17 protein-coding genes and 1 pseudogene are annotated in these 22,598 nt (G+C 73.1%); 11 read left to right on the plus strand and 7 right to left on the minus strand.

Annotated features, from left to right (window positions below; genetic code table 11):
- Nucleotides 1–44: 44 nt before the first annotated feature.
- Together AOK08_RS05575 and AOK08_RS05580 are read right to left on the minus strand one after the other, a co-directional pair.
- On the minus strand, nucleotides 45–1,592 hold the full coding sequence (locus tag AOK08_RS05575; RefSeq protein ID WP_055524208.1) for a P-loop NTPase family protein: 1,548 nt from the start codon (nucleotides 1,590–1,592) through the stop codon (nucleotides 45–47).
- A gap of 35 nt (nucleotides 1,593–1,627) precedes the next feature.
- Complete coding sequence (locus AOK08_RS05580; RefSeq protein ID WP_055524209.1) at nucleotides 1,628–1,822, minus strand: hypothetical protein; 195 nt, start codon at nucleotides 1,820–1,822, stop codon at nucleotides 1,628–1,630.
- A 237-nt stretch (nucleotides 1,823–2,059) separates the two neighbouring features.
- Between AOK08_RS05580 and AOK08_RS05585 the strand changes: the two genes are divergently transcribed.
- The 7 genes and pseudogenes from AOK08_RS05585 (at nucleotide 2,060) to AOK08_RS48835 (ending at nucleotide 8,192) form a co-directional block, all read left to right on the plus strand.
- Nucleotides 2,060–2,452, plus strand: coding sequence for an ankyrin repeat domain-containing protein (locus tag AOK08_RS05585; protein ID WP_055524211.1), 393 nt, complete (start codon nucleotides 2,060–2,062; stop codon nucleotides 2,450–2,452).
- Between the two features lie 303 nt (nucleotides 2,453–2,755).
- On the plus strand, nucleotides 2,756–4,186 hold the full coding sequence (locus tag AOK08_RS05590) for a HEAT repeat domain-containing protein (RefSeq protein ID WP_055524212.1): 1,431 nt from the start codon (nucleotides 2,756–2,758) through the stop codon (nucleotides 4,184–4,186).
- Nucleotides 4,187–4,314: 128 nt separating this feature from the next.
- A complete protein-coding gene (locus AOK08_RS05595; protein ID WP_055524214.1) occupies nucleotides 4,315–5,439 on the plus strand; it encodes a glycosyltransferase family 4 protein in 1,125 nt (374 codons plus the stop codon).
- Nucleotides 5,436–6,671, plus strand: a complete 1,236-nt coding sequence (locus tag AOK08_RS05600) for a glycosyltransferase (RefSeq protein WP_079053854.1) — start codon at nucleotides 5,436–5,438, stop codon at nucleotides 6,669–6,671. The genes AOK08_RS05595 and AOK08_RS05600 overlap by 4 nt, the downstream gene beginning before the upstream one ends.
- Nucleotides 6,668–7,525, plus strand: a complete 858-nt coding sequence (locus AOK08_RS05605) for an SGNH/GDSL hydrolase family protein (RefSeq protein ID WP_055524216.1) — start codon at nucleotides 6,668–6,670, stop codon at nucleotides 7,523–7,525. Before AOK08_RS05600 ends, AOK08_RS05605 begins: the two co-directional genes overlap by 4 nt.
- A gap of 224 nt (nucleotides 7,526–7,749) precedes the next feature.
- Nucleotides 7,750–7,893: pseudogene (locus AOK08_RS48830) on the plus strand (ankyrin repeat domain-containing protein); the annotation flags it as partial.
- Between the two features lie 62 nt (nucleotides 7,894–7,955).
- Nucleotides 7,956–8,192, plus strand: a complete 237-nt coding sequence (locus AOK08_RS48835) for a hypothetical protein (protein WP_422125724.1) — start codon at nucleotides 7,956–7,958, stop codon at nucleotides 8,190–8,192.
- A 535-nt stretch (nucleotides 8,193–8,727) separates the two neighbouring features.
- Here the strand turns inward: AOK08_RS48835 and AOK08_RS05610 are convergent.
- From AOK08_RS05610 to AOK08_RS05620, 3 genes are all read right to left on the minus strand, one after another.
- Complete coding sequence (locus tag AOK08_RS05610; protein ID WP_055524218.1) at nucleotides 8,728–9,597, minus strand: 5-oxoprolinase subunit C family protein; 870 nt, start codon at nucleotides 9,595–9,597, stop codon at nucleotides 8,728–8,730.
- Nucleotides 9,594–10,211, minus strand: coding sequence for a 5-oxoprolinase subunit B family protein (locus AOK08_RS05615; RefSeq protein ID WP_055524220.1), 618 nt, complete (start codon nucleotides 10,209–10,211; stop codon nucleotides 9,594–9,596). Before AOK08_RS05615 ends, AOK08_RS05610 begins: the two co-directional genes overlap by 4 nt.
- 71 nt (nucleotides 10,212–10,282) lie before the next feature.
- Nucleotides 10,283–11,035, minus strand: a complete 753-nt coding sequence (locus AOK08_RS05620; RefSeq protein WP_055524222.1) for a LamB/YcsF family protein — start codon at nucleotides 11,033–11,035, stop codon at nucleotides 10,283–10,285.
- A 131-nt stretch (nucleotides 11,036–11,166) separates the two neighbouring features.
- Between AOK08_RS05620 and AOK08_RS05625 the strand changes: the two genes are divergently transcribed.
- The 4 genes from AOK08_RS05625 (at nucleotide 11,167) to AOK08_RS05640 (ending at nucleotide 19,313) form a co-directional block, all read left to right on the plus strand.
- The gene (locus AOK08_RS05625; RefSeq protein WP_055524224.1) at nucleotides 11,167–11,862 is read left to right on the plus strand and encodes a GntR family transcriptional regulator; all 696 of its coding nucleotides are present in this window, start codon (nucleotides 11,167–11,169) and stop codon (nucleotides 11,860–11,862) included.
- Nucleotides 11,863–11,986: 124 nt separating this feature from the next.
- The gene (locus AOK08_RS05630; protein ID WP_055524226.1) at nucleotides 11,987–13,513 is read left to right on the plus strand and encodes a hypothetical protein; all 1,527 of its coding nucleotides are present in this window, start codon (nucleotides 11,987–11,989) and stop codon (nucleotides 13,511–13,513) included.
- Nucleotides 13,514–13,655: 142 nt separating this feature from the next.
- On the plus strand, nucleotides 13,656–14,540 hold the full coding sequence (locus AOK08_RS05635; protein WP_055524227.1) for a hypothetical protein: 885 nt from the start codon (nucleotides 13,656–13,658) through the stop codon (nucleotides 14,538–14,540).
- 63 nt (nucleotides 14,541–14,603) lie between these two features.
- The gene (locus AOK08_RS05640) at nucleotides 14,604–19,313 is read left to right on the plus strand and encodes a hypothetical protein (protein ID WP_055524230.1); all 4,710 of its coding nucleotides are present in this window, start codon (nucleotides 14,604–14,606) and stop codon (nucleotides 19,311–19,313) included.
- 31 nt (nucleotides 19,314–19,344) lie between these two features.
- On the opposite strand, the gene AOK08_RS05645 is transcribed toward AOK08_RS05640, so the two are convergent.
- Together AOK08_RS05645 and AOK08_RS05650 are read right to left on the minus strand one after the other, a co-directional pair.
- A complete protein-coding gene (locus AOK08_RS05645; protein ID WP_055524232.1) occupies nucleotides 19,345–20,919 on the minus strand; it encodes an APC family permease in 1,575 nt (524 codons plus the stop codon).
- 169 nt (nucleotides 20,920–21,088) lie between these two features.
- Complete coding sequence (locus AOK08_RS05650) at nucleotides 21,089–22,549, minus strand: aldehyde dehydrogenase family protein (RefSeq protein WP_055524233.1); 1,461 nt, start codon at nucleotides 22,547–22,549, stop codon at nucleotides 21,089–21,091.
- Nucleotides 22,550–22,598: the final 49 nt, after the last annotated feature.

Genomic DNA, 22,598 nt, shown 5'->3' on the forward strand with positions numbered 1-22,598 from the left:
GAGTGGCTTGAGTGGCTTGAGCCGTGCGCGCGGCGGGGGCGTGGCTAGGCCACTGTTTCCTGTTCCTGTTTCACCAGGGTCTGGGCCGAGCGCGGTGGCAGGAGTTCCAGCACCGCCTGGCGCTGGGCCTCGCTCGTCGCGTCGTCGTGCGGGTCCGGGGTGGCCGGGACCTGGAGGCGGTGGACCGGGCCGGTGCCCAGACGGGCGTAGCCGCGGCCCGGCGGCATGACCGGGACCCGGGTGGTGTGCGGGGGCGCGCCAAGGACCGCCTCCAGTTGGGTGGCGGACGCGGGGCCGAGGACGACACGCGCGCGTGTGTGCTGTCGTACGGCGTCGCTCAGGGTGTCCGCGCTGTCGAACTGTTCCGCCACCACGACCGTGACGTTCGCCGCCCGGCCGTGCCGCAGGGGGACCTGGAGCAGGGACTGGGGGTCGGGGCCGCCGTCGGCGGCGGCCAGGTGGGCGAGGGCTCCGGGCCGGTCGAGGAGGATCCAGAGCGGACGGCGGATGTCGTCGGGGAGTGGCCGGCCGGCCTGGCGGGCCTGGTTGGCGGCGATCAGCCGGCGTTCCGTTTCACGCCCGGCCCATTCGAGGCTCGCCACGGCGCCGGACGCGGCGCACTCGACGGCCAGTACGCCGTCCCGGCCGGTCAGGCACGCGTACTCGCCGGTGCCGCTGCCGTCGACGATCAGGACATCGCCGTACTGCAGGGCCTGGAGGGTGATCGAGCGCAGGAGTGTCGTGGTGCCGCTGCCCGGCTCGCCGATCACCAGGAGGTGCGGCTCGGTGGAGCGGGGCCCCGTGCGCCAGACGACCGGCGGGACGTCCCGCCGGTCCTCGCCGTGGCTGAGGGGGAGCGTGCGCTGCACCTGGGTGGGGTCCGTGAAGCCGAGCACCGTCTCGCCGGGGGACGTGACGAAGCGCTGCGCGGCGATGTCGGTGGGCAGGGGCGGCAGGACGGTCACGGAGAGCTGGTTGCCCTCCTCGTCCCACGCGAAGTGGTACTCGCGGCCCCGGCCCGACTTGGCGTGCAGCAACTGTTCGATCCGTGCGCGGGAGTCGGCCTCGCCGTCGGTGAAGTACGCGGGGTAGCGCACCACCAGGTGCGAGATGCGGCCGGTGCCGTCGAACTCGTACGCGGGGAAGACCTTGTCCCAGTCGCCGCCGTGGGCGTAGAGCGGGGCGGGGTCGTCGGGGATCGAGAAGTAGGGGACCAGTGCGTCGTACAGGGACTGGAGGCGCTGGGTCTGGGACTCGTCGGGCCCCTCGGGCTCCGCGCCGGAGCGGTCCCGGCCGTGCCAGGCCGCTGCCGCCATCACCGAGATGACGGCGAGCAGCGGGCCGTACGGCACAAGGGCGACGACCAGGACCACCGAGGCCACCAGGAACAGCAGTGGCCCGCGCCTGTCCTTGGGCGTGTCCGCCCACTTGCGCCGCCCGGCCGCGGCCAGTCGGCGAAGACCCCGGCTGATCGTGATCAGCGGGTGCAGGACGTCGGTGGCGCTGTCCGCGGCGGTCCGGGCCAGCTCCCGGCTCCGGGCGATCTGTGCGCTGCCGTTGCTCAGGATGCGGGGGAGGGGGCGCCGGGCCACTGCTGTCTCCTGGGTGGGTGTGGACGGGACGGGTGTCAGAACTTGATTCCGCCGAGCAGGCTGGCCAGGCTCTCGCCGCCGGCCTTGATGCTCGGCGCGATGGCGGTGCTCGCGAGGTAGAAGCCGAACAGCGCGGCGACGAAGGCGTGCGACGCCTTGAGTCCGTCCTTCTTGAAGAAGAGGAAGACGATGATGCCGAGCAGAACGACGCCTGACATGGAGAGGATCATGAGGATCTCCTGGTGTGGTGGGGGACAGTCACCATGAGTTCTTCCAGGATCACAGCATGTATCCATACGATAAAAGGTGCAGTTGGGTGAATTTCCGCGTATTTCACTCGCATGGCTTACCTGTGTGGTGTCAACGAGGCTTGCTGATCTTTGCTGCTGAGGTGTCGGGTCATGCGGCTGTTAAGCCAGTACTCTGACGATTCACCCGAACGGTTGTAGCGAGAGGCGGTCAGGCCGATGAGTGAAGCCCCCGGCCCCGAGGTCGTGGAGCTGGCGACGAAGATCTTCGATCTGGCCCGGCAGGGACAGACCGAGGCGCTCGTGGCGTACGTCGACGCGGGCGTACCGGCCGACCTCACCAATGACCGCGGTGACTCCCTGGTGATGCTCGCCGCCTATCACGGCCACGCCGACGCGCTCCGGGCGCTCCTGGCGCGCGGAGCCGACGGGGACCGGGTCAACGACCGGGGGCAGACGCCGCTCGCCGGGGCCGTCTTCAAGGGTGCGCGGGACGTCATCCAGGCACTCCTGGAGGGTGGCGCCGATCCGGCCGCGGGCATGCCCTCGGCCGTCGACACCGCCCGGATGTTCGGTAAGACGGAACTGCTGGAGCTGTTCGGCGTGCACTAGCCGACGTACACACCGACCAGCCAGGACACGAAAAACGGGGGAGGCGGAACGGGGCCGCCGGAAATACGGTCGCGGCAGCTTGAACAGCCGGGTCATCATGACGTCGTGATTCATGGACGTGATGGCTGGGCAGATGTTGCCGCACCGCGCGGGCCGTGAAGCGGTCCGCATGGGCCCACCTACGAGAGGCAGAGGAAGATGGTCTACAGCAAGCAGGAAACGGCGGGCGCCCCGACGTGTTGTCACGCGGCCAGGTAAAGCAGGATCCCGGTTGCGTCGACGCTTGATGTGAGGCTGTTTCCCATGTTCGATCCGGTCATAGCGCCCAGCGGAACACTGCTCGGCCTGCTCCAGAGGGGCCGCGGCGACGGCACGCTGCACGCGCTCACCGCACCGCGGGCCGACGCGCTCGCGGCACTGAACCACTGCGTGCTCCACGACCCGCGCCACGACTGGCAGGTGGAGAACCGCTCCCTCTACTACGCCCGTCTCTATCTCGACCTCCATGGCGAGCTCGACGAGATCGAGGCCCATCTCTTCGACCCCGAGGACGTCCTCGACACCGACGAGTCACGCACCGGGCTCGCCCTCGCGGTCCTCGGGCACCTCGCCTCGTACGGCAGACGGGACGCCCTGAAGGTCCTGCGCAGGTACGCCGCCACCGGCACCAGCTGGGCCTGGGCGCTGGACGAGCTGGCGCTCCGGGACGACGACGCGGGGCTGCGCGCCCTCGCCGCCCCCGTGCTCGCCCGCTTCGGCACCGACCCGGAGGGCGAGGCGGAACTCGCCGCCGCCGTGCGGGACGCCTTCGAGCCCCGGCCCTGGCGGCTGTGGGCCGAGGATCCGCGCGAATCGATCTCCACGCGCGTGCGTGCCGCCCAGGAGACCGGCTGTTTCGACCGCTGGCAACGCCAGATGCGGCCGTCCGGGCCCCGCCCGGGCTGGAGCGTGCGGGCCGTCTTCGAGTGGGCTCAGCAGGGCATCGACCGCGGTGCCGTGCTGCATGTGCCCGCCGCGCGGTGCCTGACGGCCGTGGCGGGCCCGGAGGACCGGCCGCAGATCGTGGAGGCGGCCCGTGGCGGTGGCGACGGCGCCCGCTGTACGGCCCTGCGCTATCTCGCGGACGGCAATGATCCCGAGGCCCTCGATCTGATCGAGGGCGCGGTCGCCGACGGCACGACCGCCGTGGTGGAGGCCGCCATCGCCGCATTCGAACGTATGCGCAGTATTGCGGCCGTCGACCGCGCGCGCGGGTGGGTCCACCGGCCCGACCCGCTGGGCTCCGCCGCCGGCCGGATGCTCGCCTGTCTGGGCGGCACCCGGGACAGCGACCTCGTCCTCGGCGCACTGCGGGAGGCCGTACGGGGCGAAGGGCCCGACGCGCCGACCCTGTGGACCCTCGTGGACGGCACGGGACGGCTCGGGATCGTCTGCGCGGCCCCCGTCCTGCGCCACATCTACCGGGAGACCGCCTCCTCCCATCTGCGCGGCCGGGCGGCCCGTGCCCTCGCCGCCACCGACCCCTCCTTCGCCGCCGGCTTCGCCGTCGAATGCCTGTGGGACTGCGAGGAGACCACCCGCGAGGTCGCCGCCCGGCACGCCGAGACCGGTGACGCCAGGGTCGTCGACCAACTGCGCAGACTCGCCGCCGACCCGGCCGAGGAGGCCGAGGTCCAGACAGCCGTACGAAGCCGGATCGGGCCCGACAGCACCCGTCGTATGAACGGGGGATGACCCGGGGATCATGAGCGTGTGGACGCGCGCCGACCCGGGAGGGGGCGGTGCGCAACGCTCACGGGACGTTTCCCGGCCGGAAAGATCGACGTTGACGCGAGCACGTCCCGTACGGCGACAACACCCCTATGCGTGTAGTCATCGTGACTGAATCCTTTCCCCCCGATGTGAACGGCGTGGCCCACTGCGCGCTCCAGACCGCCCGGCACCTGGTCGACCGCGGTCACGTTCCCCTCGTCGTCGCCCCGGCCACCGCCGTCGGCAACGGGCCCGACGCCTCGGCGCCGTGCCCCGTCGTCCGTGTCCCCTCCCTGCCGCTCCCCGGCTACCCCCAGGTCCGCGTCGCCCTCCCCAGCCGACGCGTCGCCGCCGCGATCACCGAGCACCGCGCGGACATCGTCCACCTGGCCAGCCCCTTCATCCTCGGCGTGCGCGGCATGGCCGCCGCCGCCCGGCTCGGCATCCCCGCCGTGGCCGTCTACCAGACCGACCTGGCCGGATACGCCCGCACATACGTTCACGCGGGCGAGGCGGCAGCCTGGCGCCGCATCCGCTCCGTGCACGCCGCCGCCGACCTCACCCTCGCGCCCTCCAGCGCGGCCCTGCACGACCTGGAGTCGCACGGCGTGCCCCGGGTGAAGCTGTGGCAGCGCGGAGTGGACACCGCGCGGTTCCGCCCCGGACTGCGGGACGAGGCCATCCGCCGCGAACTCGCCCCCAACGGCGAGGTGATCGTCGGCTACGTCGGCCGGCTCGCCCCCGAGAAGCAGGTCGAACTCCTGGCCGGGGTCTGTGGGCTGGACGGCGTGCGGGTCGTCGTCGTGGGCGACGGACCCAGCGAACCGGGACTGCGCGAGCAACTGCCGGGAGCGGTCTTCCTGGGCCGCCGCACCGGCGACGAACTCGCCCGGATCTTCGCCTCGCTGGACGTCTTCGCGCACACCGGCCCCTTCGAGACCTTCTGCCAGACCGTGCAGGAGGCCATGGCGAGCGGTGTGCCCGTCGTCGCGCCCGCCGCCGGCGGACCGCTGGACCTGGTCGCCCACGGACGCACCGGTCTCCTGGTCCCGCCGCGCGACGCCGTCGCCGTCCGCGACGCGGTGTGGTCACTGGCCGGTGACCCGGGACTGCGCGCCGCCTACGGCGCCGCCGCCAGGGCGACGGTCGAGGGCCGCACCTGGGCCGCCGTCGGCGACCAGCTCGTCGGGCACTACGCCGACATCCTCACCGCGCGGACGGTGGTGGCAGCGTGAACACCGGAACACCACGAGCCACGACCGGACCGCTGCGCATCGTCCGGCTGGCGAACTTCGTCGCCCCCGCCTCGGGCGGCCTGCGCACCGCGCTGCGCGAACTGGGCGCCGGATATCTCGCCGCCGGGCACGACCCCGTCCTGATCGTGCCCGGTGAGCGGACGAGCGACCGCGACACCGAGCAGGGGCGCGTGATCACCCTGCCCGGCCCGTTGCTGCCCGGCACCGGCGGCTACCGCGTCCTCACGGACAAGCGGCGCGTCGCCGCGCTCCTGGAGGAACTGGCGCCGGACCGGCTGGAGGTGTCCGACCGGACGACCCTCAGGTGGACGGGCCGGTGGGCGCGCCGGGCCCGGGTACCCGCGGTGATGGTCTCCCACGAGACCGCCGACGGCGTCCTGCGCACCTGGGGCCTGCCGGAGAACCTCTCCCGGCGCGCCGCCGACGCACTCAACGTCCGTACGGCACACACCTACGCGCGCGTGGTGTGCACCACGGAGTATGCCGAGCGGGAGTTCGTGCGGATCGGGGCGCGCAATGTCGTACGGGCTCCCCTGGGCGTCGACCTGGTACACCGGCACCCGTCGCTGCGGGACCCCGGGCTGCGGGCCGATCACGCGCGCGAGAACGAGATCCTCCTGGTGATGTGCTCCCGGCTGTCCGTCGAGAAGCGGCCCGGTACGGCGCTGGACGCACTGGAGGCGCTCCTGCGGCGCGGACAGCGGGCGCGGCTGGTGGTGGCCGGGGACGGGCCGCTGCGGGGCCGACTGGAGCAGCGGGCGCGCGAACGCGGGCTGCCGGTCGCCTTCCTCGGACACGTTGCCGACCGAGCGCTGCTGGGCGGGCTCCAGGCGTCCGCCGACGTGTGCCTGGCGCCCGGCCCCGCGGAGACGTTCGGGCTCGCCGCGCTGGAGGCGATGGCCTGCGGTACGCCCGTGGTCGTCAGCGCGTCCTCCGCGCTGCCCGAGGTGATCGGGTCCGCCGGGGCCGTCGCCGCCGACGACGGAGAGTCCTTCGCGGACGCCGTGCGGCTGCTGCTGGGACGGCCCGAACGGGAGCGCCGGGAGAACGCACGCGCGCGTGCGGAGTGCTTCGGCTGGTCGACCGCGGTCGAGGCGTTCCTCGCGGCGCACGACGCGGCGGTGCCGGCGTCCGCCGGTGAGAAGCCCGCCGGTGAGATCCCCGCCGGTGAGGCGCCCGTACGTCCTGTCGTACCGGAGGGCGTGGGATGAGACCGCTGCGGTTCGTGGCGCTCGGCGACTCGCTGACCGAGGGGGTGGGCGATCCCTCGGACGGCGCGTGGCGCGGCTGGGCGGCCCTGCTCGCCGATGGGTTCGGTGACGCCCCGGTGGAGTTCATCAACCTCGCGGTCAGTGGGGCACAGACGCGCGACGTGCTGGAGAAGCAGACACCGGCCGGCCTCGACCTGGAGCCGGACGTCGTGTCCGTCGTCATAGGGGTGAACGACACCCTGCGCCGTACGTTCGACATCCACGCGGTGGCCGCCCGGCTGGACGAGGTGTACGCGGCCTTCACCGGCCGGGGCGCGCTACTGCTCACGGCGTGTCTGCCCGACCCCGGGGCGATGCTGGGGCTGCCCGGTGTCCTGGCGAACCCGCTGGCCCGGCGGCAGCGGGCGGTCAACACCGTCGTCCACGCGCTCTCCGAGCGCTACGGGGCGGTGCATCTGCACGCCGCCGAGGGCGAGTGGCTCAGCCGGCGCGAGATGTGGAGCGCGGACCGGCTGCACCCCGGCGAGCGGGGCCACCGGCAGCTCGCGGTCCGCTTCCACGCGCTGCTCGCGGAGGCGGGCGTCGCGGGTGGGGCGGGTCCGTCGCCCGAGCCGGAGCAGCCCGCGCCCACCCGCTCGGCCAGCCTGCGCTGGCTGGCCACCGCGGGCACGGGCTGGGTGGCCCGGCGGTGCACCGACCTGCTGCCGCAGCTCCTCAGACTCGCCGCCCAGGAGATCCGCCACCGCGCGCGGGGCACCAGCGCCCGCCTCGACCTGGGCGCGTCCCACGCCGTCACCGCGGCCCTGGCCGCCCTGACGGTGACGGAGCACCGGGCGGAGCCGGACGTGGCGTAGATCTGCCTTGGCCGACTGGCCGACTGGCCGACTGGCCGACTGGCCGACCGACCGACCGACCGACCGACCGACCGACCGGGCAGGCGGGCGGACGGCCACGGCGCCGAACGGGCACGGGCGCACGCGGCTCCGCTGCGCCTGGCGGCGAGGCGGAGGGGACGTGACACCGGCGCCCGCCAGGGGTGCCCCTGTCTCTTTCGTCAAGCCGGGTGAGGATGGCCGGTATGGCGGATCGGGATCGGTCGGGGCGGACCGCGGTGCACTCTGCGGCCGGCGGCGGAGACGTGGATGGCCTGAGGGCGCTCTTGGCTGAGGGCGACGACTCGGGGGCTGCCGATGCCGAGGGTTGGACTCCGCTGCATTTGGCGCTCAGGCGCAGGTGCCCGCTGCTGTCGAAGTGCTGCTGGCCGCGGGTGCGGCGGTCGATGCCGTGGACCGTCATGGCAATACGCCGTTGTGGAGGGCGGTGTTCTGTTCGCGGGACGAAGGCAGGACGGTTCGGCTCCTTCTGGGTGCCGGTGCCGACCCTGACCGGGACAACGTTCATGGCGTGAGCCAGAGGGCGCCGGCGGGGCGGATCGCCAACCATGACGTGGCTGTTCACCTTCCGGCTGGGGACGGCACTTCCTCCTGGACGCCGTCTGCCGTGGCGGGCTGGGGTTCGTAGAAGGTTCCGTCGCGGACCCTGCCGTGGAGCGGCCGGTGGCACCGGAGCCCGCGCCCCGGGCATGATCCCTCTCGGCCTCTCGGCCTCTCGGCCTCTCGGCCTCTCGGCGGCCCGGGGGCGCAGACTGGCCGTGGGCGGCTGGGACTGGCCTCGACCTGCCTCTGCAGCCCTGACCGGTTCCGACGGACTCGACCGGTCTCGACAGCCCTGACCGGTCTCGACAGGCCTGGGCCGGCCCTGACGGGCTTCGACGGCCCTGACCGGTCCCGACTGGCCCTGGGCGGCTCGGACTGGCCTCGACCGGCTCGGACTGGCCTCGACGGCCCTAGCCGGTTCCGACGGCCCTGACCGGCCTCCGCAGCCCTGACCGGCCTCCGCAGCCCTGACCGGCCTCGACCGGCCCTGACCGGCCTCGACCGGCCCTGACCGGCCAGGACGGCCTCGACCGGCCAGGACGGCCTCGACCGGCCAGGACGGCCTCGACCGGCCAGGACGGCCCCGACCGGCGTCGGGAGCCCGACCGGCCCTGGGCGGCTCAGCGCCGGCGCGCGGGTACGAATCTGACCGGTGTGCCCGGTGTCGCCTGGGCCGCGGCGTGCAGGTCGGTGGTGCGTGCGACGGCGATCACCGGATAGCCGCCGGTGGTGGGATGGTCGGCGAGGAAGACCACCGGTCTGCCGTCCGGCGGGACCTGGACCGCGCCCAGGACCATGCCCTCGCTGGGGAGTTCACCGGAGTGGGCCCGCTCCAGGGCGGGGCCCTCGGTGCGCAGCCCGATGCGGTTGCTCGCCGACGACACCCGGTACGTGGACGCGGTGAAGGCCCGCAGCGCCGCCGGTGTGAACCAGTCGTCGCGCGGTCCCATGGTCACCCGGAGCACGAGTTCCGCCGGGGGCGCGGGCTGCGGAACGACGTCCACGCGTGCGTGCCCGCCGATCACGTCCCCCAGGGGCAGCGTCGCGCCGTCCGTGAGCGGCGGCGGGCCCAGGCCGGACAGCAGGTCGGTGGAGCGGCTGCCCAGCACGGGCTCGACGGCGACTCCGCCGGAGACGGCCACGTAACCGCGTACGCCGGACAGGGCCGTTCCGACGTTCAGCAGCGCGCCGGCGGGCACCCGCACCGCGGCACCCCAGGCCACCGGGCGGCCGTCCACGGTGACCGGGCAGTGCGCGCCGCCGACCGCGACGGTGACCGGGCAGCACGGGCGCAGCGCGCAGCCGTTGAGGGTCGTCTCCAGGACAGCGGCCCCGGACGGGTTGCCGACCAGCCGGTTGACGAGCGCCGCGGTGGACGCGTCCAGGGCGCCGGACCGGGGCACCCCGAGATGGGCGTGCCCAGGACGCCCCTGGTCCTGCACCGTGGTCAGCGCCCCCGCCCGTACGACGGTGAGCGCACGATTGGTCACGGGCCACCCACCGGGACGAAACGGACCCGGGTGCCCGGCGACAGCAGCGCGGCGGGCACGCGCGTGTGGTCCCACAGGACCGCGCCCGTCGTACCGATCAACTGCCAGCCGCCCGGCGACGAACGCGGGTACACGCCCGTGTACGGGCCGGCCAGTGCCACGGCACCGGCCGGCACGGACGTACGCGGAGTGGCCCTGCGCGGCACCTCGTAGCGCGCCGGGAGCCCGGTGAGGTAGCCGAAGCCGGGCGCGAAACCGCAGAAGGCGACCCGGAACTCGGTGGCCGCGTGAATGCGCCCCACCGCCTCCTCGGAGACGCCCCAGAGGGCGGCGATGTCGGCGACGTCCGGGCCGTCGTAGCGGACCGTGAGTTCGATGACCTCCTGGCTGGGAGGGGGCGCCGGGGGCAGTTCGGAGGCGGCCAGTTCGGAAGCCAGCCGGGCGGGATCGGCGAGGCCGTCCAGGAGGACTGTCCGGGCCGCGGGGACGATCTCCCTCACCGCCAGCGTGCCTTCCGCGCGGCGGCGCAGCAGTTCGGTGTGCAGGGCCTGGGCCTGTTCGCCGGAGGCGACCTCGACCAGCAGAGCGTCGTCGCCGACGGGCAGCGCCCTCATCCCGCGCACAGCGCCGCTCGTACCACCAGCCCCGCTCGTACCGCTCGTATCGCCCATACCGCTCGTACCGCTCATACGAAGGCCTCCACACGGACGCCCGATGCCTCAAGGCGCTCGCGGACCCGGCGGGCCAGGTCCACCGCGCCGGGCGTGTCGCCGTGGACGCACAGCGAGCGGGCGCGGATCGCCAGGGGCGTCCCCAGATGCGAGGCGACGACGCCCGTCCGGGCGAGGGTCACGGAACGGACCACGACGGACTCCGGGTCGGTGACCAGCGCCCCGTCCTGGCCGCGCGGCACAAGCGTGGCCTCCTCGGTGTACCCGCGGTCGGCGAACGCCTCCGGGACGGCCGGGAGGCCCGCCGCCCCGGCCAGCTCCAGCAGACGCGAACCGGGCGGCCCGAGCACCGACAGCCCCTTGCCTGCCAGAAGCACGCCGGCGATCACCGCCGCCGCCTGCTCCGCGTCGCGCACGACGCGGTTGTAGAGCGCGCCGTGCGGCTTGACGTAGGACACGCGCGTGCCCGCCGCGCGCGCGAAGACCTCAAGGGCGCCGATCTGGTAGGCCACCTCCGCCGCCAGTTCGTCGGGCGGCACGTCCATCGCGCGCCGCCCGAAGCCCGCGAGGTCGTGGTAGGAGACCTGGGCGCCGATCCGTACGCCGCGCTCGGCCGCCAGTTCACACACCCGCCGCATGGTGACCGCGTCCCCGGCGTGGAAGCCGCAGGCCACGTTGGCGCTGGTGACGACGGACAGCAACTGTTCGTCGTCGGTCAGCCGCCAGCGACCGAAGCCCTCGCCGAGGTCGGCGTTGAGGTCGATCATCTTCCGGACTCCTGTCACGCTCGGGTCGGGCGACGCGGTACTGCTCGTCGCGTTACTACCGTAGGGGATCGTTGAACGATCCTTCAATGCTCGTGTTGTTTCGTTCCCTTCTCTGCGATTGAATTCCGGGCATGGCAGAGCAGTTGACGGGACTGGCCGACGACCGCGCGCTCCTCGGGCGCACCAGCACCGCCGAGCGGGTGTCGGACATCCTCCGGAGCCGTATCGCCGACGGGTACTTCCCGCCCGGGACCCGGCTCTCCGAGGACAGCATCGGCGGGGCCCTCGGCGTCTCCCGCAACACGCTGCGCGAGGCGTTCCGGCTGCTCACGCACGAACGCCTGCTGATCCACGAGCTCAACAGAGGCGTCTTCGTACGGGTTCTCACGGTCGAGGACGTCGAGGACATCTACCGCACCCGCGCCCTCGTCGAGTGCGCCGTGGTCCGCGGCCTCGGTGAGCCGCCGTACGCCCTCGAGAACCTCGCCGCCGCCGTCGAGGAAGGGCGGCGCGCGGCGCGCGACGGTGACTGGAAAGAGCTGGGGACGGCGAACATCCACTTCCACGGCCGACTCGTCGCGCTGGCCGGCAGCGCGCGCACCGACGAACTGATGCGCAGCGTCTTCGCCGAGCTGCGCCTCGCCTTCCACCTCGCGGACGACCCGCGACGGCTGCACGAGCCCTACCTCGCCCGCAACGAGGAGATACTCCGGGCCCTCCAGGCGGGCGACCGGGAGCGGGCCGAGGGGCTGCTTTCGGTCTATCTCGACGACTCGCTCGAACGGGTGGTCGAGGTGTACCGGCGGCGGGTCGGCGCGGACGGGTAGGCGGTACGGGGTTCGGGGGACCCGCGCTGCCGCGCAGGTCGCGAACGGCACGGTGGCGGGCGGACAGCGGGTCGCTTCTGAGTCGTTTGGGCCGTTGTCAGACCGAGGACCTAGTCTGTGCACCGTGACTTCGCCTGCATCGACGGACAGCGTTCCGCCCCAGCTCAGCGCGGGGCCGCGCCCCGCTCCGGGCCCGGCCGCCGACGAGGGACTGGCGCGGCGGCTGCGCGCGCTCGCCTGCACCGCCCCGCTCCACGACCTGGACGCGCGCAAGGCGAATCTCGCGGGCGAGTACTCGGTGTACGGCATGGCGGAGGTGGCCCTCTCGGCCATCGACCTGGTCACCCTGAACATGGACTTCGACACCGGCGCCGACCACGAGCAGATCGTCGCCCGCCTCGTCCCGCGCATCGCCGCCCAGGCCCCGCGGCGGCCCGGCACCGAGCACGAGCGCGTCGCCCGCTGGGTCCTGGAGAACCTGATCAACGTCGGCAGCGTCGACCGCGGCTTCCGCGCCGTGTACGGCACGTTCGCGCCGGACGGCACATATGTACGCCGTGACTACGACTTCAAGCTGATCGAAGAGGTCCCGGGGTACGGCGGAGGCGTCTACCTCCGTACGACGGACGAGGCGGTCAACGTACTCGTCGGTGCCCTCGACACCGATGTCACCAGCGCCCAGATCGCCGCCGAGGTCAAGCTGGAGGTGCTGATCAGCCGGGGCCGGCTGGCGGACGCCCAGCTCGCCGCGGAGCAGGCCCGCTACCGGACCGTGCAGTACTCGGAGACCCTGCGCAGAGCGCTGGACGCGACCCGGCGGAACGTACGCGCGGTGGACTGGCTCCAGACCGTCCCCGACATGATCGCCGAGGCACTCGACCACGTCGCCGACCGGTACCGCCACGAGAACGCGATCCTGACCAACATCCGCAAGGCCCGTGACGAGTCCGAGGACCCGGAGCAGAAGCGGCGCGCCGCCGAACTCGTCGACATCGTGAAGGACTGCATCCGGCGGCACACGCTGCTCCAGTCCCGGCTCCTGGAGGCGGGGCCGCTGTTCCGCGCGGAGCAGGACCGGCAGGCCTTCGCGACCCCGATGACGTCCTCGGGTACGGACCTGTACGGCCATCTGATGGCCCCGGTGCTGCCGTTGCCCCTCGCGGAGGCGGTACGGGTCACGGACGCGTTCTTCGCGCGCGGGACGGGATTCCGTACGCCGGTGTCGGTCCGGGTCGGCGACCTGGTCGACATATTGCTGACACCTCCGGTGGAGCGGGAGCATCTCGGGGCGGAGATGCCGGAACCGGACCTGATCGCCACGCCGGACGACAGCCGCTTCAGCGAGGAGCAGCTGGCGGCGGCGATGGAGCTGCTGGATCTGCCGGCGGACGCCCCCCGGCGGCTGTCGGGACTGCTGGCGCAGGCGCGCCTGCTGGATCCGGAACTTCCTTATCTGGTCGCCCTGTTGGCCGTGCACGCGGCGAGTCCGCCGGTCGGGACGGCCTATCGGCAGGGCGAGGAGAAGCTGTTGTTCGCCGTCGACGACGGGACGGAGCTGGACGATCCGGAGTTCGGTGGTGCGGATCTGATCGTGGGGATGGCGTTGCTGGACGCGGTGGGGATGGCCGCGGGGCGGTTGGAGGCGGCGTGATGTGGCTGAGGATGTCGCTCGGGCGCGGGTCCGTCGTGGGTTGTCGCGCCCGCGCGGCGGAGCCGCACATGTCACAGCCCCGCGCCCCCATAGGGGCGCTTGTCCGCCCGTCCGATTATCAGAACCCCAAGGAGCCCCAGCCGTGAACGAGTCGGTCGACCGGAGCGAGCCGGAGACTGTTGGCGCGCCGGCCGCCGCCGCTGTCATCACTCCCGCCGATGCCGCCGACGCCGCGCGGCTTGTCGCCTTCGGGCTTCAGGCCAAGTTGCAGGCCGCGCGGGACCAGGAGTACGCCGAGTTGCTGCGGCGGTACCGCGAGGACCCGGCGTTCGCCCGGCTCGCCGACGCCGTCGCCGCCGGACTGGGGCTGGTCGTGCTGGAGGTGTCCCCGCGCGCGGGGATGGCGGTGACCGCCGCCGAGGACTCCGTCTTCGCCGTGCGGATGGGGGACTACGCCCGTCGTACGTCCGCCGACGGCTCGGACCGTTTCCTGCACGGGCTCGCCCATCTCGCCGTCGCCGCCATGGCGTTCCCGCGCCCCGAGGATCTCGCCGACGACGGCTACATCGGGCGCGTCACCGTCAACGGGGTCGAGGCCTTCGTACGGCAGGCCTGCCGGCGGCTGGAGGAGCGGGCCGAGGCACAGGGCGAGAACACCGACCCGGTCAGCGACGCCCCGGGACTCGAGTCCGCCTGGCGGATCTGGATGCGGCGCAGCGCGACGGGGGCCACCAAGGACGCGCGGAGACCGGCCGGTTCGACGACCGGCATCGTCGGCAAGGCCGTCGTGTTCCTCACCGACTCCGGTTTCCTCCAGCGCACGGGCGACGACAACGGCGGCACGTACCGGACGACGGCCCGCTACCAGCTCCAGGTCCGGGACATGGCGGGCAACGCCGCCATGGCCGAACTGCTGGAACTGGGCATCGTGCCGGTCACCGACGGGACACCGACGCTGCTGCCCGCCGAGGACACCGACGACCTGGACCTGGTGGCCGACGCCGGACTGCCCTTCCACCACTCCTGACGGCGGCTCCGGCTCCCCGCACACCCAACCCGACAACTCCCTTACGACTACGAGAGTCCCGCCATGTACGAGCTGTCCCGGGTCCGCCTCTACTCCATCGGTCCCGCCGGTGCGCGCTACGCCGACACCGTGCTTGACCTGCGGGGTGTCGGCCAGCCGGTGCCCGACCCCGCGCCCATCCAGGCGGAGTTCTTCGAGGACGAGCCCGTCGGACCGCCGCGTCGGCCCGCGCCCGCCGGCGTGCTCTTCCTGGAGAACGGCGGCGGCAAGTCCGTACTCCTCAAGCTGATCTTCTCGGTGATGCTGCCGGGGCACCGCAACACGCTCGGTGGCGCCAGTTCCGGTGTGCTGCGGAAGTTCCTGCTCGCCGACGACTGCGGGCATGTCGCCCTGGAGTGGCAGCACACGCTCACCGGCGAGCTGGTGGTGGTCGGCAAGGCGAGCGAGTGGCGGGGGCGGCAGGTCTCCAACGATCCGCGGAAGTTCGCCGAGGCCTGGTACTCCTTCCGGCCCGGCCCTGGGCTCAGCCTCGACAACCTTCCCGTCGCGGAGTCCACCGCCGTACGGCCCCCGGTGGAAGGTGCCTCCGGTGCCCGGGGGCGCCGGAGGACGATGAAGGGCTTCCGGGACGCGATCACCGAGGCGGGCAAGGCGTATCCGCATCTCGAAGTGCACTGGGAAGAGATCCACGACCGCTGGATCGAGCATCTGGGGGAGCTGGGCCTCGACCCCGAACTCTTCCGCTACCAGCGGGAGATGAACGCCGACGAGGGTGAGGCCGCGGGCCTCTTCGCCGTCAAGAAGGACTCCGACTTCACCGACCTGCTGCTGCGCGCGGTCACCGACACCCGGGACACGGACGGGCTCGCCGACCTGGTCGGCGGCTTCGGCAACAAGCTGGGCCGACGGTCCGAACTGATCGCCGAACGGGACTTCACCGCCGGGTCCGTGGACCTCCTCGGCCGGATCGTGGAGGCCGCGGAAACCCGTTCGCGCGCGCGGGAGGTCCACGCGGGCGCCGAACGCCGTACGCGCACCCTGGCCCGGCGGCTGTCCGCGCGGGGCGTCCGGGAACGGGTCCGGGCCGGTGAACTCGCCCAGCGGGTCACCGCCGCGGCGTACGCCGTCACCCATTGCGAGGGCGGCCGGGAGCGCAGCGCGCTGATCGCCGCCGAACTCGCCTTCCGGCACGCCTCGCTGGCACTCACGGCGGCGGAGAAGACGGCAGCCGCGCAGAAGCGCGAACTCGCCGACGCGCGCACCATGCACTCCGCCTGGCAGGCCGCCGAGGTCGTCCTGCGGCACCGCGCCGCCGCCGACCGCTCCGCGCGCGTGGCCGTCGCGATCCGCGAGGCCGAACGGGACGCGGCACCCGCGCTCGCCGCCCGGGCCAAGGCCGCCGTCGACCTCGTACGGGCCCTGCACTCGGCGGCGGACGGCGCGGAGGCGCTCGCCAACGAGGAGGAGGAGCGGTCCGCCGCCCTCCAGGAGATCAGCGAGACCGCCCACCGGGACTCGACCGGCGCGGCCACCGAGGCACAGCGCGCCCGCAGCGAGGTCGGGCACCTCCGGCAGCGGCTCAGCGAGGTCGAGCAGGAGACCGCCGAGGCGGTGCGCGCGGGCTGGCTCGACGACAGCGCCCCCGACGCGGATCCGGCCCGGGCCGCGCTCGCCGCCAGCGACGCCGCGAAGACGGCCGTCGAAGCCTGGGACACCGCCCGCGAGGCCTCCCGGCGGGCTTCCGAGCACGCGCGTGAGGCCGCGTCCGCCGAGTCCCGCGCGGAGCTGACGGCGGCCCGCGCGGCGGACGCCGCCACGGCGGCCGAGCGTGTGTACGACGGGGAGCGGCGCACCGCCGAGGCCCTGGCGGGCGAGGAACGGCTCGCCGACCTGCTGAGCCTGCCGTCCGCGGGCAGCGCGCGGCAGCGAGGCCGGGCCGCGTTGCCGCACCAGCAGGGCGCGGGTGCGGGCGAGCGCACCGGCGCCGAGGCGGCCGGAAAGGGTGCCTCCCGTGCCCTCGACGAGGGTCCGCTGACCCCGGAGGAACTGGACCGCTTCGCCGACGAACTCCGCGAGCTGCTCGACGACGGTGTCGCCTCCGCCGAACGGCAGCTCTTCGAGCTGCGGACCGGCGCCGCCGACGACGCCCGGATCCTCGGCGCGCTCGGCGACGGCGGACTGCTGCCGCCCGGCCCCGACGTGCTGGCCACCGTCGAGTTCCTCGGCGAGCACGGCATCCCCGCGCTGCCCGGCTGGCGCTATCTCGCCCAGGCCGTCGACCCCGCCGACCACGCGCGCGTGCTGGCCGCCCGCCCCGAACTCGTCGACGGCGTCATCATCACCGACCCCGGCACACACGCGCGTGCCCGTGAGGCCCTCGCCGAGGCGGCCCTGCTGCCCCGGTCGGCCGTCGCGGTCGGAACGGCCGCCGCCCTCCTCGCCCCCACCCCGGCCCCCGGACCGGACGACGGCGAGGTGTTCCTCGTACCGCCGAACCCGGCCATGCACGACGAGCACGCCGCCGACGAGGAACGGCAGGCGCTGCGAGCCAGGGCAAGCGAGCGGGAGGAAGAGATCCGCACGCTCGCGGCGCGGCTCGGGAAGGACCGGGAACTGGCCGCACGGCTCACCTCCTGGCGTACGGGCTGTCCGGCCGGGCGGCTCGTCGAGCTGGCCCAGGGCGCGCACGACGCGCGTGCCTTCGCCGAGGAGGCCGAGGCCGAGCTGACCGAGGCGCGGACCTTGCGGGCCGAGGCCGACGAAGTGGCGGGCGAGGCCTCCCGGGTCCGGGACGAGCGCCAGGAGGCCGCCCAGCGGGCCCGGCGCGCCGCCGACGCGCTCGCCGGACTGGCGTACCGGCTGCGCGAACGCGCCGCCTGGCAGGTCAAGGTGCGGGAACTGGCCGACGAGGCCGTCGAGTCGGAGGCCCGCGCCCAGGCCCTGCTGGAGCGTGCCAGGTCCGCAGACGAGGACCGGCGCGCCACCCAGCGCGCCGCCGACGACGCGCGCCGCACGGCCCGCGCCCTGCGCGCCGAGCGCGCGGAGATCGCGGGCGCCCCCGACGACGTACCGGACGCCGACGAGGAAGCCGCGAAGTCGTCGCTGCCCGCCCTCCGCGAGGCCTACCGGGCCGCCTCCCAGCTCTACGAGAAGGTCGGAGTCGGCGCCGACCTGCGCGCCGAGCAGGCACGGGCCGAGAGCGAGGAGAGCGCCGGCCGTGCGGAGCTGGACCGGCTGAGCAACAAGGTGCGTACGCGCGCCGAACAGATGCTCCAGTCGCCGGACGGATCCGACGGACCGTCCCGGCAGGCCGCCTCCGCGCGGGCCGAGGAACTCGTGCAGCTCCTGGAGACCCGGGTGTCCACGGCCAGTGAGCAACTGGGGCGACTGCGCGGCGAGGCCGAGCGGCACGCGCCCGAGGACGGCGAGGCACACACCGAGCTGGCCGAGGAACTCGTCCCGCGCGACGCCGAGCACGCCCAGGCCCTGCTGCGCACCGCCACCGCCGAACTCGCCTCCCGCAGCGAGGTGTTGACCCAGGCGAGGGACGCGCACGCCGAACTCCTCGGCTCCCACCGGGCGGCCGAGGACGCGGCCTCCGGCTTCGACGAGATCGCCGCCATGCTCCGCGACCTGCTGCGCGAGCACGCCTCCGACGAGGACCAGGCGGCCCAGGAGCCCTACCCGGGCAGCCCGGAGGAGGCACGGCAGTCGGCCGCCGAGGCCCGCCGCTCCCTGCGCGGCTGCGCCACCGACCTGTCGGCCGCCGAGAGCGCCGTGCGCGAGGCGAGCGACATCCTCGTACGGCACGCCAACTCCACGCGGTACGAAGCGGTGCGCACCCCCGCCCGCCAGCAGATCCGGGAACTGCCGGCGTCGTCGCTGCCGGAGCACGCGCAGAAGTGGGCGGACGCCTTCGCTCCCCGACTCCGGGTCCTGACCGACGAGTTGGCGCAACTGGAGCGGAACCGGGACTCCATCGTGGACCGGCTGCGCGGGCTGGTGGAGTCCTCGCTGGCCACCCTGCGGTCCGCGCAGCGGCTGTCCCGGCTGCCCGAGGGGCTCGGCGAGTGGTCCGGGCAGGAGTTCCTGCGCATCCGGTTCGAGGAGCCCGACCAGGCGACGCTCACCGAGCGGCTCGGCGAGGTCATCGACGAGGCGACCCGGTCGGCCGTGAAGAAGAACTCCGACCTGCGCCGGGACGGTATGTCCCTGCTCCTGAGGGGAGTCGCCGCCGCCCTCCAGCCCAAGGGCATCGCCGTCGAGATCCTCAAGCCCGACGCCGTACTGCGCGCCGAACGCGTGCCCGTCGGACAGATGGGTGACGTCTTCTCCGGCGGCCAACTGCTCACCGCGGCCATCGCCCTGTACTGCACGATGGCCGCCCTGCGCAGCAACGACCGGGGCCGCGACAAGCACCGGCACGCCGGCACCCTCTTCCTCGACAACCCCATCGGGCGCGCCAACGCCACGTACCTGCTGGAGCTCCAGCGAGCCGTGTCCGACGCGCTCGGCGTGCAACTCCTCTACACCACCGGCCTGTTCGACACGACCGCGCTCGCCGAGTTCCCCCTCGTCATCCGCCTCCGCAACGACGCGGACCTCCGCGCGGGGCTGAAGTACATCCGCGTGGAGGAACACCTCCGGCCCGGGCTGCCCCAGCAGGCCCCCGCCGGGGAGGGGGACGCGGTGCACAGCGAGATCACGGCGACCAGAATGTTCAAACGACCGGCACAGACAACGCCGTCAACTCCGTCGGAGGAAACCGCTTAGGGAGCCGCTGTCCATGGGCGGCCGATCTGCGTCAGTCGGTCGCCGGTGCGGCGAGGGGAGCGCCCGGCGAGGACGCCGGGTTCCCCTCGAGGCGGTGTCCGGCGAGCACACCTGTCCGGTGCCGCTGGACGAACCAGTAGTAGGCGAAGCCGCCACCCGCGATGACCGCGACGAACAGCACGGCGCCCCACCGGAGGTACCAGTGGAAGGGTGCGGTGGCGTTGTAGACCGAGGCCCGCGGCCAGATCAGGTTGACCGTCATGGCGGCGCCCCAGACCACGGCCCCGACGTTGACGAGCAGGCCCCAGCGGCCCAGCGAGAACTTGCCGTCGCCCGCCGGCTGCCACCTGCCGCGCAGCCGTGCCACCAGCATCGGCCCGGTGACCCCCAGATAGGCGAGGTAGATCATGATGATGCCGATGCTGGTGACGACGGTGAAGATCTGCGGCTGACGGATGTTGACCACCAGGATCGCCAGCGCCAGCACGCCGACGATCACGGCGGGCAGTACCGGAGTCCGGAAGCGCGGGCTGACCTTCGCGAGGAGTGCGGACGCGGGCAGGTTGTTGTCACGGGCCATCGCGAACGCCAGCCGGATCGCCGCCGTGTGCACGGCCAGCGCGCAGACGGTGACCGCGATCAGCACGCACCACAGCATCGCCTTGCCGGCCGTCGGCCCGAGCACGTCGAGTACGACGTACTGCAGGCCGTCCGTGGACAGTTGCCCGCCCTTGAGGCTGGAGACGCTCATCAGCGCGAGGAGCAGGATCAGCCCGCCCAGGACGAAGGAGGCGACGATCGCCCGGATGATGGCGCGCGGCGCGTTCCGGGACGGATCGAGGGACTCCTCACCGAGCGAGGCCGCGGTGTCGAAGCCGTACATGACGTACGCCGATGCCAGCGACGCCACCAGGAACGCGCCGAGATAGCCGGCGCCGTGGCCCGCGCCCGTGCCGTTCGTCTCCACGACGACCTGTGGACCGCGCGTGATGTGCACGGCGAACAGCACGATCAGTACAACCGTGGCGACGAGCTCGATGAAGACGCCCGCCGTGTTGATGGTGGCCATCAGCTTGACGCCGAAGGCGTTCACCACGGTCGTGAACAGGATCAGCACTCCGGCCAGGAGCACCGCGTTGGTCGCCACGTCGTACTTGCCGGTGCCGTCCCCGACGATCTGGAACACATGGGAGATCTGCGGCAGCGTGAGCTGGTAGGCGAGGGCGACCGCCGCGATCGACACGATCGAGGCGATCAGCATCATCCAGCCGGCCAGCCACCCCAGGTGCGGATTGCCTGTCTTCTTCGACCAGTTGTAGACCGAGCCGGCCACCGGGTAGCGGGCGGCCAGTTCCGCGAAGCAGAGCGCGACCATGAACTGGCCGGCGAACACCATCGGCCACGACCACCAGTAGGCGGGACCGCCGCTGCCGTAGCCGAAGTAGAACAACTGGAAGGTGCCGGTCAGGATCGAGATGTAGCTGATCCCGGCCGCGAAGGTGTGGAAGCTGCCGAGGGTGCGCTTGAGCTCGGGCCGGTACCCGAACTCGGCGAGTTCGGCGTCGTCCGTGTGCCCTGGGCCTGTTTGCCGATCGGTGGTTGCCATGAGCTGACTCCTGGGGGACCGGGGAGTGGGAGGGAGCGGCTCGGTGCGGGTGCCGGGAACAAGGGGGGCGCACATTCGGGACGTACACAAGGGGACCGACGGACACAAGGAGACCGACGGACACAAGGGGACCGACGCACCAACGGTGCGTGGAAGGCGCACGAGGGCGTCAGGCGAACCAGCCCTGCGGCGAGGGATCGGTGTTCCGGTAGATGTGCTTCGCCTCGCGGTACTCGGCGAGCCCCGAGGGCCCCAACTCGCGACCGAGGCCGGACTGCTTGAAGCCGCCCCACTCCGCCTGGGCGACGTACGGGTGGTAGTCGTTGATCCACACCGTGCCGATCCGCAGCCGGGCCGCGACCCGCCGTGCCTTGGCCTCGTCGGTGGTGAAGACGGCGCCGGCGAGCCCGTACACGGTGTCGTTGGCGAGCCGGACCGCCTCCGTCTCGTCCGTGAACCGCTCCACGGTGAGCACCGGGCCGAACGACTCCTCCTGTACGACGCTCATCCGGGCGTCGCATTCGTCGAGCACCGTCGGCAAGTAGTAGAAGCCGTCGTCGAGCCCCTCGGGACGCGCCCCGCCGCAGCGCAGCACCGCACCCTCGGCCACGCCCCGGGCGACATACGCGTCGACCTTCGCACGATGAGCCTCGGAGATCAGCGGGCCGGTCTGGGCCCCCTCGTCGAACGGGCCGCCGAGCCGGATCCGCCTGGCCCGCCGGACGATCTCGTCGACGAACCGGTCGTGCAGCGGGTCCTCCACCAGCAGCCGCGCCCCGGCCGAGCAGACCTGTCCGGAGTGCAGGAAGACGGCGGTGAGCGCCATGTCGACGGCCGTGTCGAAGTCGGCGTCGGCGAACACGATGTTGGGGTTCTTGCCGCCGAGTTCGAGCGCGACCTTCTTCACCGTTCCGGCCGCGGCGGCCATGAGGCGGCGGCCGGTCCGGAGGCCGCCCGTGAAGGAGAGAAGGTCGACGTCCGGATGGTCGGCGAGCGGGGCGCCCGCCTCCGGACCGGCGCCGAGGACGAGGTTGGCCACGCCCGCCGGCAGGCCGGCCTCCTCCAGAAGCCGCATCAGGTGGATCGCGGTGTGCGGCGTCAGTTCGCTCGGCTTGAGGACGAAGGTGTTCCCGGCGGCCAGCGCCGGGGCGACCTTCCACGCGGTCTGGAGAAGCGGATAGTTCCACGGGGTGATGAGCGCGCAGACACCGACCGGCTCGTGGACGACTCGGCTGTCCACGCTCGGCGAGCCGGTGTCGATGACCCGTCCGGTCTCGTTGGCCGCGAGCCGGCCGAAGTGGCGGAAGGAGTTGATGACGTCGTCGACGTCGTAGGCGCTCTCCACCAGCCGTTTCCCGGTGTCGAGGGACTCCGCGCGGGCCAACTCGGCCTTGTCGCGGACCATGAGGTCGGCGACCCGCAATAACAGGTCGCCGCGCTCGGCGGCCGGCGTACCCGGCCAGGGGCCCTCGTCGAAGGCGCGGCGGGCGGCACCGACGGCCTCCACCGTGTCCTTGCCGCCCCCTTCGTCGACGACACCGACCAAGGAGCCGTCGGCGGGACAGCGGATCTCGCGGGTGCGCCCGTCGAGCGCGGATCTCCAGGTACCGCCGATGAAGAGCTCGGGCATGTTCTCGTCCCTCCTGGTAGGCGCCGCGCTGGAGGCGCCCTTCCGGTGT

Source organism: Streptomyces graminilatus (genome assembly GCF_001418565.1).
GTDB lineage: Bacteria > Actinomycetota > Actinomycetes > Streptomycetales > Streptomycetaceae > Streptomyces > Streptomyces graminilatus.